Raw genomic sequence first — 14,943 nt, forward strand, 5'->3', positions numbered from 1 at the left:
GCGGCGGCCGGGCGGCCCGACGCAGCGGCAAGATTACCGTACGTCACCACGTGGTGACGTACCGCCAATGGTGGCAGGCTCCCCGGCGGGTGGCACGAGACTCGCGAGGTGGCTGCGCATCCCTCTCGCGAACTCCCTTCCGGCGGAGGTCAGTTCACTGGATTCAAGCAGGATGGGCAGGGCTTCCGCGACCTGTCGGCGGTAGGAATCGGCGCGGATACGGGCGTCCCGGCGCTCCCCGGGCGGCAGGGCGGCGCCGGTGGCGGCCCGTACCCAGAAGTCGGCCAGCGCGAGGTGGGCGTAGGTGCCCTGGAGGACGCCGGCGAGCGGGCGCGGGTCCGGGCGCCAGGCCACCCGGTAGGTGGCGTGGGGGTGGGCGTGGTGCAGCGGCAGGAGGTCGTGCAGGACGGAGAGCTTGCTGTGCTGGGTCTCGTGGACGAGCACGGCGGCCAGGTCGGCGGCGGTGTCCGGCAAGGTGGTGAGCACGGCGCCGGGTGCCGCCCGGAAGGTGGCGCTGACCTTCGGCACGTACGCCCCGCCGTGGGGGCCCGGGGTGAGCGGCACCAGGCAGCGGACGAGGGCGGCGGCCTCGGCGGCGCGCGGCGGGTCGAGGGCGCGCAGCAGGGCCAGGGCGGACCGCCAGCGCCTGGCCCAGGGCTGGTGGCGGGTCTCGGCGCGGGGGGCGGGCTGGAGGCCGGCGCGGCCTATGCCCTCGGGCGGGGCGCGGTAGGGGTCGAGGTCGTCCAGCCGGGCCGGGGCGCCGGTGCCGCCGGGCAGGCGCCGCAGGCCGTGCCAGCCGGGGCCGGTGCCGGAGATCCGGCCGCCGGCGAGCAGCAGGACGGGCCCGGCGCGGTGGCCCTCGGCGGTCAGGCGCGCGGTGCGGGATCCGGCGGTGAGCCGCGCCGCGGGGGCCCGGACGGTGTACGAGCCGGTGCCGGGGAGGGTGACACGGCCGTCGTGGGCGGGGAGGGTGACGGTGAAGCCGCCGCCGGCCCGGAGGGCGGCGACGGCGGCGACGGCGGCGAACTGCCCCAGGCCGCGGACGAAGGCGGGGTCGTCGGCAGCCAGGGTGCGGACCAGCCAGTTGCCGACGGCGGGGTAGTCGAGGGTGTCGCGCACGGCGCGGGGGTCGCGGGCCTCGGCGTGCTCCAGCAGCCGCCAGTGCCTCTCGAAGAGTTCGCGGTCGCGGGCGGGCAGGGCGTCGGGGCCGCGGTCCAGGCGGGTCAGCAGGGACTTGAGGAGCACCAGCCGGCGGCTGTGCAGTCCGCGCAGGAGCAGCGTGAGGTCGTCGGGGTCGGAGCGGGTGCGGGCCAGACGTGCCAGGGCCGCCGGCCGTACGCGCTCCACGGTCATCTCCGCTTCCCCGCTTCCACCCGCCGATGTTGTCCGGATCCCACCCCCCGTGATCCGGTTCACGTCGCGTCGGTCACCAGTCCACCGGTCTCGCCGCTCGAATACCAGGTCTCCGCGAGCTCTTCGGTGCGGTGCAGCGCGAACGCCGCCGCGGCGGTGAGGCCGGGGCCGTCCAGGAGGCGCAGGGTCCGCAGGTCGACGCCGCCGATGTCGGGCAGTGGCGGCGCCTGCGCCATGCTGTCCGCCGGGTCCGTCGGCGTGGCGTGCGTGTGCTTCGGCACTCTCTTCTCCTCCCTGCCGCCTTCCGCCGGTAGCGGCCCCCACGGCTGCACGGTTCTTCCCGGGGGCCGGGAAGCGGAAACCCGTTCGGGCGGCCTTCCGGTCATGTGTCGGCCAGCCGGGCGACGCTCTCCCGCGTCGCCCGGACCTCCTCCCACGGGACGGCCGCGAGGCGGGCGGTGAGGTGGCGCCACTGGGCGGCGGCCTCGCGGTAGGCGGCCAGGGCCGCCCGGGGCCGGCCCATGCGTTCCAGGACCTCGCCGTGGCGGTGGGCGGCGCGGGCGGCGAGCACGGAGCCCGGCTCATCGCCCGGGACGCGGCGGGCCTCGTCCAGGGCGGCGGTGAAGGCGGCGGCCGCGTCGGCCAGGGGCACGGTGGCCGACCGCTCGTGGAGGGTGAGCCGCGCGCCGCCGAGCTCCAGCCACGCCTCGGCGCGGGCGGCGGGGCCGGGGGCGCGGCGGGCCGCCTGTTCGAGCAGGTGGCAGCTCTCGTAGAGGTCGGGCGGGAAGCCCTGGCGGTGGAAGCGCAGGACGAGGGCGCGGCCGAGGAGCAGCTGGATGCGCGGGTGGCCGGGTGTCCGGCCGGGGCTGATGGCGAACGCCTCGCGCAGGACCGCCTCGGCGCGGGCGAGCGCGGCGGGGTCGTCCTGGGCGCGGTGGAGCAGCGACTCCCCCCACTCGGTGAGGAGTTCGCAGCGCCGGGTGCTGTAGGCGCCGGTGAGGTCGACGGCCGCCGCGTACGCCTCGTCGGCCTCCGCCCGGTCGCCCGCGGCGGCACGGGCGCGGGCGAGCTCGGTGAGGCGGCGCAGGCGCAGCGGGGCGTCGGCTGCGAGGGCGGCGGCGCGGTCGAGGGCGGCGAGGACGTCGGCGGTGGGGGCGGCGGACAGGCGCAGCGCCGTGGCGAGGTCGAGGAGCGCGGCGCAGCGCCGGCCGTCGGGCGCGTCGTCCGCGTCCAGCAGGGCGCAGGCGGCGCGGAGTTCGGCGGCCGCCTCGGTGGCGCGGGGCAGCGGGTCGGGGTCGGTCCCGGCGAGGGCGAGGAGGACGCGGCCCAGGCGCAGCCGGCGGATGGGGTGGTCGGCGGGCAGGGCGCGCAGGGTGCGGTCGGCCGCCAGGAGGTGTTCGTGGTCGCCGTCGGTCTGCCACCGGGCGTGCTGGGCGGCGGCCAGTTCCAGGCCGGCGTCGGTGTGCCGGGCGCTGCCGGGGGCGCTGTGCTCCTGGGCCTCGGTGAGCAGGGCGACGGCCTCCGTCAGGGTCCGCTGCCGGGTGGCCGGCTCGTGGCGTACGGCCTCGGTGCCGGCGAGGGCGCGCAGCACCGCGCCGAGGACGAGGCGGGCGCGTACCGCTTCGGCCGTGTCGGGCTGCTGGAGGGGCGCGGCGGCGGCCGGTTCGGTGAGGGCGCGGGCCTGGTGGAGGAGGGTGGGGTCGCCCTGGGCGTGCCACAGCCGCAGCAGCCGCTCGGCCTCGGCGAGGGGGCCGGTGGTGCCCGTCGCCGTGCTCGGGACGGGCACGGGTTGGTACCAGCGCACGACGCGGGCGGGCACCTCGGCGAAGATCTCGGGTTCGGGCCCGTCCGCGGGCAGCCCGTCCGGCTCCCACGCGCCGGTCTCGGCCGCGTCGGCGCGGCCGGAGAGGCGGGCGACGGCGAGCGCGGAGAAGTTGCGGGCGCCCTTGCCGAAGTGCCGCTCGACGAACTCCGAGCAGTGCTTGAGGACGAGGGCGGCGGCGCTCTGGTCCAGGGAGCGCAGCAGCAGTTCCCGTACGCCGTCGGCGAATTCGTACCAGTGCTCCGCGGCGGTGTCGGGCGCGCCCTCGGGCACGGGGCCGGGCAGCCGCCACAGGAGGCCGCTCAGCAGCACCTCGGCCAGTTCCATCGGGCCGGTGTCGGGCAGCATCGCCCGCTGCACGAGCTGCATCACCGGCAGGGTCAGGGGGACGGCGGCCAGGTGCACGGCGAGGCGGAGGGCGCCGGGCGAGGCGCTGGCGCGGAAGGCCCTGAGCAGGTCCTCGGCGCTCGCCGCCGCCTCGGCGGGCGCGGCCGGGCGGGCGGCGGGGTGGCCGGGCAGTACCCAGCCGGCGGCGCCGTGCACGGTGGTGCGGCCGGTGCCGGCCAGCAGGCGGGCCCAGGAGCCGAGCGCCTCCCTGGCGGGCAGCAGGACCGGCACGGGCAGCGCCCCGCGGCCCGGCCGGGGGCCGTAGCCGTCGGGGGTGAAGCCGAGCCGGGCACCGGCGGCGGGATCGCGTACGAGCAGCCCGGCGTCGGCGGGCAGCGCGGTGCGCGACCACAGGCGCGGCGGCAGGGGTTGGACGACGGCCAGCGGCGCGGTCAGCGACCAGTGGTGGAGCAGCCGCTGGGCCCGTCCCTCCTGCCACAGGGGTCCTACGCAATCGCTGATGACGAGGGTCAGGCAGCGGCCGGTGGGGTCGCGGAACTGGTCGGCGGGGCGCGGGAGGTGGGCACGGCCGGGCACCACGGAGGTGCCGATGAGGGCGGTGCCGTCGTCGGCGCGGTGCAGATAGCGCACCTGGACGTCACGGAAGACGCCCAACTGGGCGCAGGTCTGGCGCAGTTCCTCCACCATCCGCTCCCAGACCACCATGGACGGGGAGACGTCCATCAGCAGCTGCATGGCGGCCGGCCGGGCCTCGCCGCGGCGGTATCGGGGGTTCAGGACGCCGGTGCGGGCCGCCTGGTCGGCGGTGGCGTCCTCGTCGAGGGGGCCGCGGGGCGGTGCGGCGAGCGAGCGGTAGCCGCGCAGGGGCCGCAGGGCGCGCTGGAGGTCGAGGAGGCCCGGCAGGGACGCGGCCATGGGCACCCGTATCGGGAACGCCCTCGTCTCCCGCGCCCCCGAGGGCGACCGCCGGCCGCCCTCGGCGTACAGCGCGACCGGCCCGGACCGCTCGGCGTGGCGCACCGCCGTCCGGGCCGCGTCCGGGGCGTCGGGGACCACGGCCCCGGACGACCCGTCCCGGGCCGGCGGGCGTAACGGCTCGGGGCGCGCCTCCTCGGCCCGTTCGTCCGCGGGGTCAGCCGCTTCCGGGGTGACCCATTGGGCCAGCCAGACGGCGTCGGCGATCTCCTCGGGCGTGAGCTCCCACGTCGCGGCCCGCAGCCGGGCGATCAGTTGCCCCAGCCGCTGCTCGGGGGGCGCCGTCATACCTCATCACCTCGGACGGTCCAGTGGCTGCATGAGCATGTCGGCGAGCCGTTCGCGGGTGACCCGCTCGGCGCGGGGGGCGTGCTGGGTGAGGAAGAGGGCGTTGAGCAGTTGGTCGGCGGCGATGACCTCCCCGGGCTCGCGGTCCAGGAACCGCTGGATGAGCGCCTCGCCCTCGGTCACGGCCTCGTCCCCGAGGTGGGCCCTGACCATGGCGGTCAGCTGCTCCTCGCCCGGCGCCTCCAGGTCGAGCTGGATGCAGCGGCGCAACAGGGCGGCGGGGAAGTCGCGTTCGCCGTTGGAGGTGAGGACGATCAGCGGGAAGGTCGTGCAGCGCACCCGGCCGCCACGGATCACGGCCCGGCCGCCGTCGTCGGTGAGGACCTCCACCTCGGGCTCGCGGTCGGCGATGCGCTCCAGCTCCAGCAGCGTGAACTCGCCCTCCTCCAGGGCGTTGAGCAGGTCGTTGGGCAGGTCGAGGTCGCCCTTGTCGAGCTCGTCGACGAGCAGCACCCGGGGCCGGTCGGCGGGCAGCAGCGCCGTGCCGAGGGGGCCGAGGCGCACGTACGAGCCGATGGAGTGCCGTCCGCCCTCGTCCCCGGCCCCGCCCGCCCGTTCCAGCTGGACGTCCTGGAGCCGGGCGATGGCGTCGTAGTGGTAGAGGCCGTCGCGCAGGGTGGAGCGGCTGACGATGGGCCAGCGCAGCACCCGGCCCAGGCCCAGCTCGTGGGCGACGGCGTGGGCCAGGGTGGATTTGCCGGTGCCGGGGTTGCCGGTGACCAGCAGCGGGCGGCGGAGGTAGAGGGCGGCGTTGACGGCCTCCACCTCGTCGGGGCGCGGGTGGTGGTTGGCCACGAGCCGGCGCAGCACGCCGAGCCGGCGGGCGGCGCTGGGGTCGGTGTCGGCGCCCGCGTCGGGCCCGGACGCGGCGAAGTCCCGCCAGGGCGGGGGCGGCGGCAGGCGCCGTATCCCGTCGTGCGGCAGGCCGGCTCCCCGGTAGATGCGCCAATCGTTCACACTGGGCTCCTCATAGCTGGTGCTGACACCTTGAGGGCTGCTGTGCCCGGGTACCCCACGCTCTGCGACGGCAACGGTCTCCGGTCGACCGTACCGGCACGGCACCCTCCTGCCGAGTCCATCCGCCGCTCCCTGGCACGTACTTGACGTGTCGTCGACGGCGGCCTCACGGGCGGACGCCGGGTGCGCGCAGGGCCGCGTCGGGCAGGGGCGGGTGGTCGGGTGAGTCGAAGAGCAGGGCAATCGACCGCGCCCACAGGACGTCGGGGTCGGGGTGGTCGGGGTCGTCGCAGCGGATCCGGAGGCTGCGGATGCGCCGGTGGAGGCCGGCCGCGGTGCCGGCCTGGCTCACCAGACGTGACACGTGCTGATGAAAGTCGACGCAATCCGTATGCCCGGTGGCGCATCTGCGCCAGATCACGACGGCGTGCCCGGCGGCCAGCGCGGCCTCCATCGCCGTGGCGCCGGGCCCGCCGGCGACCGGTCCGCAGTAGACGGGCACGGCGGTGTCCTCGGCGTCCGACAGCCGGTCGTAGGCGGCGTGCCCGCTCTCCCGGCCGGGCCCGTCGTGGCCGCCGCGCGCGGGGACCTCGCGGCGCAGCGGCACGGCGGTCAGCGGGCCGCGGGAGGTGCCGCTCCAGCGCCGCCACCACTCGGGGATGGCCGGGTGGTCGCGGCGCCGCCGGTCGCGCAGCACGACCACGCGGCGCTGGCCGATCGGCAGGGTGTCGGGGTCGAGGAGCGGGGTGCCGTCCTCGGCGGTGCCGGGCGGGGAGAGCCGCCAGGTGTCCAGCGGCTCGTCGAACAGCTCGCGCGGCAGGACCACTTCGACCGCCGCCAGGTGCTCGCCGACGTCGCCCTGGCGCACGGCCTCGGCGATCGGCTCCAGCAGCGTCTCGCGCAGCCGTGCCCGCGGCACCCCGCGGTCGTCGCAGCGCAGGGTGACGAGGTCGTCCTCGCGGAGCAGCTTGACCCGCCAGGGGTAGCTGTCGCCGTACAGCAGGGGGTCTATCTCGACGAGGACGTCGGCGCGGGCCCGGACGGCGGGCACGGCCGGCTCGACCTTGCGGCGCTCGGGCTTGCGCAGCTCGACCGTGCCCGCCGGGGCGAGCGGGCCGGTCGCGCACGGCTCGCCGGGGCCGTCGGCGCCACCGTGCAGGATCTGGTGGATCTCCTCGCGGATGACCGGCTGGAGCGGCTCCTCGCGCCCGGTGAGCCAGCAGCTCAGCTCCCGCAGCGGCTTCTCGTCCTCCGGCCGCCCCGCCCGGCTGACGGCCGCCGCGACCCGCGCCGCGTACAGCAGCACCGCCTCCAGCTCCAGGTCGCGCTCCGGGGCCCGGCCCTCGCCGTCGCGCAGGTCGTAGAGCAGGCCGACCCCTTCGCGCCAGGTGCGCGGGTCGTGCTCGGTCCCCGGCTGGTACGGGTCCTGGATCACGCGGCGCTTGACCGCGTCGACCAGGGCCATGACCTCGCCGGGGGTGGCGGGCTGGGTCAGCTCGGCGAGCCGGGCGAAGAGGTGGGTGCGCAGGACGGGCGAGAAGGCGCCCGCGCCGGGCGACCGCAGCGCGTGCTGGACGCCGGTCCAGCTGCCGCCGGTGCCGACCGTGCGGTAGCGGCGCAGGTGGTGCAGGTCGTGGGCGGCGACCAGCGCGTGCAGCCGGTCCCGGCCGTGCCGGTCGTTGGCCACCCGGCGCAGGGCGGTGACCGGCACCGCGAGACCGGCCGTGTCCTGGCCGCGCCCCTTGCACACCCCGATGACGGCGCCGCGCGCCACGTCCACGACGGGCCCGCCCGAGGAGCCGGCCACGGGGATCTCGCCGCGCAGCAGCATGGCGCTGCCGTCGCTGCCGTCGCTTCCCGTCGCCGTGCCGAGGCCGAAGCGCGGGGCCAGCTCGCCCATCTCCCGCGACCAGCCGTGCAGGCTGATCCGGGCGGGCACGACGGCCGAACGGTCGCTGAGCCACAGGCACTCGGCGTCGTCGGCGCCCGCGACCTCCACCAGCGCCAGGTCGGGCAGGCCCCAGCGGCGCGGCGGGTGGTCGGGGTCCTCGGGCGTCGGCAGGGCGAGGGCCACGCGGCCGGGCACGGTGCGCTCCCGCCAGTCCGTGATGTCGATGGCCGTACCGCCTCCGAGCACGCCACCACCCCCGTTCCCCACCACGTGGGCGCAGGTCAGGACCCATCCGGGAGCGATGAAGAAGCCACTGCCCCAGAACCGGTCGCCGCTGAGGTCATACCCTCCGCCGGGCGCGGAGATGCGCACGAGGGCACGGCGTACGGTCCCGTCCAGGGCGCTCAAGGAGCGCCGGGGGTGCCGGCGGGCCCGGGGGCGACCGGCGGGGGCGCCCCGCGCTCCCCCTCCGACCAGGTCAGCGACACCGTGATCGACGCCTTGCCGGAGCCGTCGGCGAGCAGGCTGATGACCTGCCCCGACTTGGCGGACAGCTCGATGCCGAACTCGACCTTCACCTCCTGCGGTGCCGCCGCCGCGAATCCGCTCCGCAGCGAGCCCACGACGCCCCGTACGACGTCGGAGAGGCCGCCGGCCATGTCCGCGACGCGGCGGGCCGCACCGGCGGCGCTGGAGTCCTCGTATCCCCCGCCGCCCGCGGGCCCCGTCAGTTCCTGCGCTTCCGAGATCCGCGCCCAGACGACCGTGCCGTCGTCGAGGCGGACCCGGGTGATCCCGTCGGCCACGCGCCACCCCCCTGCTCCCCGCGCTTGCGCGTTGATGCAGCAGGCTAGTCCTCGGGCCGGACGGGCGCGAGAGGCTGTGGCCAAGGGCCCGCATATCCTGGGTGGGTATGTCCGGCACACGCCGACTGTCCGGGCCATCGGCATGGCCGGTGCCCTGGAATACGCCCGACTACCCCTGACGGAGAGCACGTTGTACTTCACCGACCGCGGCATCGAGGAGCTGGAGAACCGGCGAGGCGAGGAGGAGGTGACGCTCGGCTGGGTGGCCGAGCAGCTGCGCACCTTCGTCGACCTGAACCCGGACTTCGAGGTGCCGGTGGAGCGGCTGGCGACGTGGCTGGCCCGCCTGGACGACGAGGACGACGACGCGTAACCGACGGCGCGGGCGGTACGGCGACGGGCTCACCCGGCGCGTGCCGCGGCCCCTCGGCCGCGCGGGACCGCCACCCGGGTGACGCGCGAGGTCATCGACGGCCGGGGCGGCGCGGGTTCTTGGTCTCCGCGCCGTGGGCGAAGCCGCCCGCGTCGTCGGCGTCGCGCTGCGGTCCGCCCTGCTTCTCCAGCCGTGGCAGGACGCGGCGGAGGTCGTCCAGGAGCAGGTCGGCCAGGTCGTGGCTGAAGCCGTTGCGCACCACGACGCGCAGCACCGCCAGGTCGGTGCGGTTGGCGGGGAAGGTGTAGGCGGGCACCTGCCAGCCCCGCTCGCGCAGGGCGGCCGAGACGTCGAAGACGGTGTACCGCTCGACGCCGTCGCGCATCCGGAACGCGAAGACCGGGAGCTGGCCGCCGTCGGTGATCAGCTCGAACGGGCCCAGTTTCGCGATCTCGGCGGCGAGGCGGGTGGCGACGTCGCGGCACGTCTGCTGCACCCGCCGATAACCGTCGAAGCCCAGGCGGAGGAAGTTGTAGTACTGGGCGATGACCTGGGCGCCGGGGCGGGAGAAGTTCAGGGCGAAGGTGGGCATGTCGCCGCCGAGGTAGTTGACGTGGAAGACGAGCTCCTCCGGCAGCGCCTCGGCGTCCCGCCACAGGGCCCAGCCGACGCCGGGCATCACCAGGCCGTATTTGTGCCCCGAGGTGTTGATCGACGCCACCCGCGGCAGCCGGAAGTCCCACACGAGGTCGGGGTCGACGAAGGGGGCGATCATCGCCCCGGAGGCCCCGTCCACATGGATCGGCACGTCCAGGCCGGTCCGGGACTGGAGCGCGTCGAGGGCGGCGGCGATCTCGGCGACGGGCTCGTAGCTGCCGTCGAACGTGGAACCGAGGACGGCCACCACGCCGATGGTGTTCTCGTCGCAGAGCTCCGCCGCCGCCTCGGGGCTGAGGTGGTACCGGTCGCCCTCCATGGGGACGTAGCGCGGCTCGACCTCGAAGTAGTCGGCGAACTTCTCCCAGCAGATCTGGACGTTGATGCCCATCACGATGTTGGGCCGGTCGACCGGCTTTCCCTCCGCGCGGCGCCGCCGCTGCCAGCGGCGCTTGAGCGCCAGGCCGCCGAGCATCGACGCCTCGCTCGACCCGGTGGTCGAACACCCCACCGCCCGGTGGGGGTCCTCGGCGTGCCACAGCCCGGCGAGCATCCGCACGCACCGCGTCTCCAGCTCGGCGGTCCGCGGGTACTCATCCTTGTCGATCATGTTCTTCTGGGCGCATTCGGACATCAGCCGCAGCGCCTGCGGCTCCGCCCAGGTGGAGACGAACGTCGCCAGGTTCAGCCGCGCGTTGCCGTCGAGCATCAGCTCGTCGTGCACGATCTGGTAGGCGGTGTCCGGCCGCATCTCCCCCTCCGGCAGGGCGTAGCGCGGTACCCGCAGGGGCTCCCTGCTGAAGACCGGGTTGACGTCCAGATCCTGGCGGGTACGGCCGTGCGGACGCGGGTGCTGCGACGACATGGTGCGGGTCCTCTCCTGGCTGGTCCTGTCTGGTTCCGGCTTGTCCTGTCTGGTTTCCGGCTTGTCCTGACCGGACCGACCCATGCGCGGCGGCCCCGGAGGAATGTCAGAGTTCTCGCCAGCGCGCCATCGCGAAGGAGAACAGCCCGAACAGCATCAGCCCCACCGCTACCACGGACAGGAGCCACGGGCCCGCCGGCGTCGCGGCGAAGGTGCGGAGCGTGTCGTCCAGGCCCTTGGCCTGTCCCGGGTCGTAGGCGACGGCCGCCTGGACGGCGAAACCGCCCGCCGCGGCGAACACGAGCCCCCGGCTGCACCCGCCGCCGACGCCCAGGACGTCCAGCGCCCTGTCGGTGGCCCGGGACAGCCGGCCCGGCAGGTGCTTGCGGTAGGTGCGCATGGCCGCCCTGACGGTGATCACGACGCCGACGACCACCACGGCACAGCCCACCCCGGCCACCAGCCATTGTCCGGCGGGCCAGCCCAGCACCCGGGCGGTGGCGTCCCGTGAGCGCTCGTCCGTCGAGCCGGCGCCGCTGCCCCGCTCGCCGGCCGCGAAGGCGAGCACGGATCCGGCGACGACGGAGTAGAAGACGAAGCGGCCGGCCGACAGCAGGCGCTTGGTGGCCTTGCCGCCGTCGGGGCCCGCCGCGCCGAAGACCGTCTCCGACAGTCGCCACAGCGCCATGCCGACCAGCCCGATGCCCACCGCCCAGACCAGCGCCCGGCCGAACGGCTGCTCGGCGAGGGTCTGCACCGCTCCGCCCCGGTCGGCCTCCCCCTGCTCGTCGGAGAGGGCGATGCGCAGCGCCAGTGTCCCGATGAGGAGGTAGATCACTCCGCGCGCCACCAGCCCCGCACGCGCCGCGGCGACCGTCCCGGCTCCGCGCGCCGCTCGCGCCTCGCCTCTTCCCGGCCGCCATCTCATACGCATCGTGCCGCCCTTCGCGTCGGCTCCCCGTCCGCCCGGGGGAGATCCGGTCCACCGCCGGTGGAGGCGGGTGCCGGTATATCCGCCTACCCACCCCGCGCGACGGCACCACCACGGTGTGGGAGGAACCCATCGGGGCAGACGCTTGAACGATCTTGCATCGACCGAACGGTCTCGCACCGACAGCCGAGGGGGGACGACGACAGTGGCCGGACCAGGGCGCCGAGCGCGGACGCACCGCTCGTACGCATTCCACCTCCGACAGCTGACGCTCTGCGTCGGCCTGATCGTCATCGTCCTCTGCGGAGTGGGCATCACCTTGAGGACCATGGCCCGGGAGGCGGGCGGACATCCCGTCGAGGTCGCGGTCCTGGGCCTGTCGGCCCTGGCGGCCTCCACCGCCGTGATCCGTTGGTTCCGCACGCGTGCCGTGGGCCGTTCGGCGGTCCCGCCCCTCCCCACGGCCGACTACGAGGCGATGGACGCCGACGAGTTCGAGGAGGCGGTGGCGGCGCTGTGCCGACGCGACGGCTGCCTGGACGTCCACGCCGTCGGCGGGGCGGGAGACCTGGGGGCCGATGTCGTGGCCACCACGCCCGACGGGCGGCGCGTCGTCATCCAGTGCAAGCGCTACGGCGCGACGCACAAGGTCGGTTCGCAGGACCTCCAGCGCTTCGGCGGTACGTGCTTCAGCGTGCACGGCGCCCACGTCGCGGTGGTGGTCACCACGAGCGGGTTCACCGAGCCCGCCGCCGACTACGCCGCCCATTGCGGCATCCGCTGCGTCGACGGGGAGGAACTCACCGCCTGGGCCTCCGGTACGGGGCCGAGCCCCTGGGCGGAGCACCCGGCCGAGCCGATGCCCACGTGATGACGGCCGGGCCGCGTGCGCCGGACGCCCCTCGGCGAAGTCCCGCTACACGCGCTCGCGCCACCAGTCGTAGGCGAGCGTGAGCACGCCGTCCGCGACGAGCACCGCGCCCGCCCCCGCCCAGCCCCGGCGGCCGGCGCGCCGTGCGCAGAGGGTCACGGCGAGCCCCGCGGCGACCTCGACCGCGCCCAGGGCGCGGGCCCTGGGGCCGCGGGTCCAGGCGCCGAGCGCGCCGCGCTCGGCGGCGTCGAGCCCCGACCGCACCGCCTCGCGCCAGCCCGGCCAGTCGACCGCCTCGGCCGAGGGCAGCACCCCGGCGGCCGCGCGCAGCCGGGCCGCGCTCACACCGGGCGCCAGGCCCGGCGGCAGCGTCAGGCCGGTGCGGGTGAGGACCGCGATGAGGCCGAGCACCCGGGCGGCGGCACCGGCGTCGGAGTCCGGGCGCATGAGCTCGTCGAGCGCGGCGCCGTCGAGCACCGGGTCGAGGCCGAGCCGGGAGCGCAGGGCGCCCATGGCCGCCTCGTCACCGGCCGGGGTGCCGTCGGCGAGCCACGCGTAACTGACCGTACGGCGGAAGCCCGCCGCCACCACGAAGCCGGCGCCGCCCGCGTCCCACCACAGGCCCACGACGGGCCAGGGCTCGGCCACGGCCAGGGCGTGCGCCCAGCCGGCCGTCGCCTCGGAGAGGTGGGTGCCCTCGGAGCGCCAGGAGTCCTCGCCGGGGATCAGCGCGCTCCACCCCTTCCCGGCCGGGACCAGGAGCAGCGGTTCGTTCAGGAGCTGCGCGGAGGGACGCACGCGGTCGGGCTCGGCCCGGCAGAGCAGCACGACCCCGGCCGCGCGACTGTGATCAGTAGCGGACATGCGTCAACGCTATGCCAACCGGCGGCCTCTTGACTTCACCCAACCGCGATATATCGTGTTCACCGTAAGACGCGATAGGTTGCGTTTATCCCGCACCCTCAGCTCGTACCTTTCAGGGAGGCCCGGCATGCCGGTGCAGTCGGAGTGGTCACTGTCCGAGCCACGGAAGCTCACCTTCGAGGGGCCGGTCACGGCGCTCGCCGTGCAGATCGTCAGCGGCGAGATCAACATCGTGGGCACCGACTCCGGGCCCGCCGCCCTGGAGCTCTCGGAGATCGACGGCCCGCCCCTGATCGTCACCCACGAGGCGGGCACCCTCACCGTCACCTACGAGGACCTGCCCTGGAAGAACTTCCTCAAGTGGGCCGCCCGCAAGAAGTGGAACCGCACCGCCACCGTCACGCTCACCGTGCCGACCGCCACCCGCGTCGAGGTCGGCGCGGTCAACGCGAGCACCGTCGTCTCCGGCGTCGCCGGCCCCACGGACGTCCGGGGCGTCTCCGGTGAGACCACCCTCGTCGGACTCACCGGCGAGGTCCGCGCCGAGACCGTCACCGGGCGGACGGAGGCCCAGGCCCTCGGCGGCACCCTGCGCTTCAACTCCGTCTCCGGCGACCTCACGCTCATCGAGACCGCGGGCGACACCGTCAAGGCCGACTCGGTGAGCGGCAACATCGTCGTCGACCTCGCCGGCCCGGCCGCGGCGAAGGCCCCCGGGCTCGCGCTCGGCACCGTCTCCGGCGACATCGCCGTCCGGCTGCCGCACCACGCCGATGTGGCGGTGGACGCGACCACCACCATCGGGCCGTTCTCCTGCGCGTTCGAGGAACTGCGCGTCCACGGCGCGCTCGGCGGCCGGCGGATCACGGGCCGGCTCGGCGCCGGCAGCGGCACACTCAAGGTCACCACCGTCTCCGGCGCGGTCGCGCTGCTGCACCGCCCGGAGACCGAGGGAGAGGTTCTCTGATGCCCCCCGTCTTCGCGCACGGCCGGCTGCGGCTGTACCTGCTCAAGCTCCTCGACGAGACGCCGCGCCACGGCTACGAGATCATCCGCCTGCTGGAGGAACGCTTCCGGGGGCTGTACGCACCATCCGCCGGCACGGTCTATCCCCGGCTGGCCAAGCTGGAGGCCGAGGGCCTGGTCACGCACGCCACGGAGGGCGGCCGCAAGGTCTACTCCATCACCGAGGCCGGCCGCGCCGAACTCGCCGACCGCCAGGGCGAGCTGGCCGAACTCGAACTGGACATCCGCGAGTCCGTCTCCACGCTCGCCGCGGACATCCGCGAGGACGTCCGCGGCGCGGCGGGCGACCTGCGCCGCGAGATGCGGGAGGCCGCGCGCCGGGCGGCACCCCCCACGGAGGGCTCCGCCGCGGCCTTCGAGGGGGCGAAGGAGGAGTTCAAGCGCGCCAAGGAACAGTGGAAGGAACAGGCCCGCCGAGCGAAGGAGGAAAGCCGCCGCGCCCGCCGGGACGCGCAGACCGCGCGCCGGGCGGCCAAGGAGGCGGGTGCGCCTCCCGCTCCGGGTTCGCCCGTTCCGGAGTGGGCCGAGGCCCCCGACCCCATGTCCAAGAACCCGGCCCGCGACCTGGATCGCCTTCTGGACCGCTTCCGCGACGACATTCGCGACACGGCGCGGGACCACGGTGTGACGGAAGATCAATTGGCTGCGGCCCGGGGTCACTTGGCGGATGCGGCGATCCGCATCCAGGCTCTGCTGAGGCCTCCGGCGCCGTGACGGTCCGCTGCGGTGTCCGCTGCGGTGTCCGCTGCGCGGGGCGGTGTCCGCTGCGCGGGGCGGTGTCCGCTGCGCGGGGCTTGTGGCTGGTCGGGGTCGGGCCTGCGGGGGTGGTGTGTCGGGCTGCTTCGCTTTACGCCCG

13 protein-coding genes are annotated in these 14,943 nt (G+C 75.7%); 4 read left to right on the forward strand and 9 right to left on the reverse strand.

The features are described 5' to 3' along the window. Positions 1-33: 33 nt before the first annotated feature. From ACZ303_RS11145 to ACZ303_RS11170, 6 genes are all read right to left on the reverse strand, one after another. Complete coding sequence (locus ACZ303_RS11145) at positions 34-1,353, reverse strand: aKG-HExxH-type peptide beta-hydroxylase (RefSeq protein ID WP_467337406.1); 1,320 nt, start codon at positions 1,351-1,353, stop codon at positions 34-36. A 59-nt stretch (positions 1,354-1,412) separates the two neighbouring features. Next, complete coding sequence (locus tag ACZ303_RS11150; protein ID WP_467337408.1) at positions 1,413-1,634, reverse strand: hypothetical protein; 222 nt, start codon at positions 1,632-1,634, stop codon at positions 1,413-1,415. Between the two features lie 101 nt (positions 1,635-1,735). After that, positions 1,736-4,786, reverse strand: coding sequence for an SAV_2336 N-terminal domain-related protein (locus tag ACZ303_RS11155; protein WP_467337410.1), 3,051 nt, complete (start codon positions 4,784-4,786; stop codon positions 1,736-1,738). A gap of 6 nt (positions 4,787-4,792) precedes the next feature. After that, complete coding sequence (locus tag ACZ303_RS11160; RefSeq protein WP_467337412.1) at positions 4,793-5,803, reverse strand: AAA family ATPase; 1,011 nt, start codon at positions 5,801-5,803, stop codon at positions 4,793-4,795. Between the two features lie 166 nt (positions 5,804-5,969). Beyond that, positions 5,970-8,066: a VMAP-C domain-containing protein gene (locus ACZ303_RS11165; RefSeq protein WP_467337414.1), complete on the reverse strand. Its 2,097-nt coding sequence runs from the start codon at positions 8,064-8,066 to the stop codon at positions 5,970-5,972. Between the two features lie 32 nt (positions 8,067-8,098). Beyond that, complete coding sequence (locus ACZ303_RS11170; protein ID WP_467337416.1) at positions 8,099-8,500, reverse strand: CU044_2847 family protein; 402 nt, start codon at positions 8,498-8,500, stop codon at positions 8,099-8,101. A gap of 190 nt (positions 8,501-8,690) precedes the next feature. Here ACZ303_RS11170 and ACZ303_RS11175 point away from each other — a divergent pair, with 190 nt between their 5' ends. Then, the gene (locus ACZ303_RS11175; protein ID WP_467337418.1) at positions 8,691-8,873 is read left to right on the forward strand and encodes a DUF6104 family protein; all 183 of its coding nucleotides are present in this window, start codon (positions 8,691-8,693) and stop codon (positions 8,871-8,873) included. 91 nt (positions 8,874-8,964) lie between these two features. Here ACZ303_RS11175 and ACZ303_RS11180 read toward each other — a convergent pair whose 3' ends face one another. Together ACZ303_RS11180 and ACZ303_RS11185 are read right to left on the reverse strand one after the other, a co-directional pair. After that, positions 8,965-10,395, reverse strand: a complete 1,431-nt coding sequence (locus ACZ303_RS11180; protein ID WP_467337420.1) for a glutamate decarboxylase — start codon at positions 10,393-10,395, stop codon at positions 8,965-8,967. A 106-nt stretch (positions 10,396-10,501) separates the two neighbouring features. Next, a complete protein-coding gene (locus ACZ303_RS11185; RefSeq protein ID WP_467337422.1) occupies positions 10,502-11,329 on the reverse strand; it encodes a DUF1206 domain-containing protein in 828 nt (275 codons plus the stop codon). Positions 11,330-11,531: 202 nt separating this feature from the next. Here ACZ303_RS11185 and ACZ303_RS11190 point away from each other — a divergent pair, with 202 nt between their 5' ends. Continuing rightward, positions 11,532-12,197 carry a restriction endonuclease gene (locus ACZ303_RS11190; RefSeq protein WP_467337424.1) on the forward strand — a complete coding sequence of 222 codons (666 nt, stop codon included), beginning with the start codon at positions 11,532-11,534 and terminating at the stop codon, positions 12,195-12,197. 45 nt (positions 12,198-12,242) lie between these two features. On the opposite strand, the gene ACZ303_RS11195 is transcribed toward ACZ303_RS11190, so the two are convergent. After that, positions 12,243-13,061 carry a hypothetical protein gene (locus tag ACZ303_RS11195; RefSeq protein ID WP_467337426.1) on the reverse strand — a complete coding sequence of 273 codons (819 nt, stop codon included), beginning with the start codon at positions 13,059-13,061 and terminating at the stop codon, positions 12,243-12,245. Positions 13,062-13,188: 127 nt separating this feature from the next. Here ACZ303_RS11195 and ACZ303_RS11200 point away from each other — a divergent pair, with 127 nt between their 5' ends. Both ACZ303_RS11200 and ACZ303_RS11205 read left to right on the forward strand, forming a co-directional pair. Beyond that, on the forward strand, positions 13,189-14,028 hold the full coding sequence (locus ACZ303_RS11200) for a DUF4097 family beta strand repeat-containing protein (RefSeq protein WP_467337428.1): 840 nt from the start codon (positions 13,189-13,191) through the stop codon (positions 14,026-14,028). Beyond that, on the forward strand, positions 14,028-14,801 hold the full coding sequence (locus ACZ303_RS11205) for a PadR family transcriptional regulator (RefSeq protein WP_467337431.1): 774 nt from the start codon (positions 14,028-14,030) through the stop codon (positions 14,799-14,801). Before ACZ303_RS11200 ends, ACZ303_RS11205 begins: the two co-directional genes overlap by 1 nt. Positions 14,802-14,943 lie beyond the last annotated feature (142 nt).

The sequence above is a fragment of the Streptomyces sp. NPDC023527 genome, from assembly GCF_055560115.1.